The following is a 1,995-nucleotide window of genomic DNA, read 5'->3' as shown; positions in this document are numbered from 1 at the left end:
ATCTTCGATCACTTTCGTTGTGAAGCACCGTTCTGGTGTGGAGGCGGGATGTGTCCGATTCTTGAGAACTCAACAGCGTGCACTATGTTCAATGCCAATTTTATACCCCGGCCTTGATCTTCGGATCGGGTTGGGATTCCTTTGGAAATTGATGTCAGCTTCCGGCTTTCGGGTCGGAGAGATGTCTTATTTGCTAGAGGTCAAACTTGACTCTCCTTCTCTTCGGGGTTGGGGGTCGTAATTTTTTTACGGAGAGTTTGATCCTGGCTCAGGACGAACGCTGGCGGCGTGCTTAACACATGCAAGTCGAACGATGAAGCCCAGCTTGCTGGGTGGATTAGTGGCGAACGGGTGAGTAACACGTGAGTAACCTGCCCTTGACTCTGGGATAAGCGCTGGAAACGGCGTCTAATACCGGATACGACCTGCCCCGGCATCGGGTGCGGGTGGAAAGTTTTTCGGTCAAGGATGGACTCGCGGCCTATCAGCTAGTTGGTGAGGTAATGGCTCACCAAGGCGACGACGGGTAGCCGGCCTGAGAGGGTGACCGGCCACACTGGGACTGAGACACGGCCCAGACTCCTACGGGAGGCAGCAGTGGGGAATATTGCACAATGGGCGAAAGCCTGATGCAGCAACGCCGCGTGGGGGATGACGGCCTTCGGGTTGTAAACCTCTTTTAGTAGGGAAGAAGGGCTTCGGCTTGACGGTACCTGCAGAAAAAGCACCGGCTAACTACGTGCCAGCAGCCGCGGTAATACGTAGGGTGCAAGCGTTGTCCGGAATTATTGGGCGTAAAGAGCTCGTAGGCGGTTTGTCGCGTCTGCTGTGAAAACCCGAGGCTCAACCTCGGGCCTGCAGTGGGTACGGGCAGACTAGAGTGCGGTAGGGGAGAATGGAATTCCTGGTGTAGCGGTGGAATGCGCAGATATCAGGAGGAACACCGATGGCGAAGGCAGTTCTCTGGGCCGTTACTGACGCTGAGGAGCGAAAGCGTGGGGAGCGAACAGGATTAGATACCCTGGTAGTCCACGCCGTAAACGTTGGGAACTAGATGTGGGGACCTTTCCACGGTCTCCGTGTCGCAGCTAACGCATTAAGTTCCCCGCCTGGGGAGTACGGCCGCAAGGCTAAAACTCAAAGGAATTGACGGGGGCCCGCACAAGCGGCGGAGCATGCGGATTAATTCGATGCAACGCGAAGAACCTTACCAAGGCTTGACATATACCGGAAACTTCCAGAAATGGTTGCCCCGCAAGGTCGGTATACAGGTGGTGCATGGTTGTCGTCAGCTCGTGTCGTGAGATGTTGGGTTAAGTCCCGCAACGAGCGCAACCCTCGTTCTATGTTGCCAGCACGTCATGGTGGGAACTCATAGGAGACTGCCGGGGTCAACTCGGAGGAAGGTGGGGATGACGTCAAATCATCATGCCCCTTATGTCTTGGGCTTCACGCATGCTACAATGGCCGGTACAAAGGGCTGCGATACCGTAAGGTGGAGCGAATCCCAAAAAGCCGGTCTCAGTTCGGATTGAGGTCTGCAACTCGACCTCATGAAGTCGGAGTCGCTAGTAATCGCAGATCAGCAACGCTGCGGTGAATACGTTCCCGGGCCTTGTACACACCGCCCGTCAAGTCATGAAAGTCGGTAACACCCGAAGCCAGTGGCCTAACCGCAAGGAGGGAGCTGTCGAAGGTGGGATCGGTGATTAGGACTAAGTCGTAACAAGGTAGCCGTACCGGAAGGTGCGGCTGGATCACCTCCTTTCTAAGGAGCATCTGGACACCGCAGGGTGTTCCAGGCGCCAGATCAAAGCGAATGTCTTTGCTGGTAGCTCATGGGTGGAACATTGAACTAGGTGCTCGGTGAGATCGTCTCGCGTCAGTACAGCCTTCGGGTTGGGAACGCGTCGGGGCGGTGGAGTCGGGTACATGCACGCTGTTGGGTCCTGAGGGACCGGGCCGGCTGCCTTCGGGTGGCGGGGTCGACTCTCT

The 1,995-nt window shown here is 56.2% G+C and carries 2 rRNA genes (1 of these 2 cut by a window edge); both read left to right on the top strand.

From position 1 onward, the window contains the following. Positions 1–245: 245 nt before the first annotated feature. Positions 246–1,768, top strand: a 16S ribosomal RNA gene (locus C5D09_RS16820). A 172-nt stretch (positions 1,769–1,940) separates the two neighbouring features. Next, positions 1,941–1,995, top strand: a 23S ribosomal RNA gene (locus C5D09_RS16815) (it continues 3,183 nt past the right edge of the window). Together the 16S and 23S rRNA genes form the textbook arrangement of a ribosomal RNA operon.

Source organism: Rathayibacter sp. AY1C9 (genome assembly GCF_002932315.1).
GTDB lineage: Bacteria > Actinomycetota > Actinomycetes > Actinomycetales > Microbacteriaceae > Rathayibacter.
Note: the sequence above shows the minus strand (reverse complement) of the source record. Positions and strands in the feature narration are given on the sequence as shown.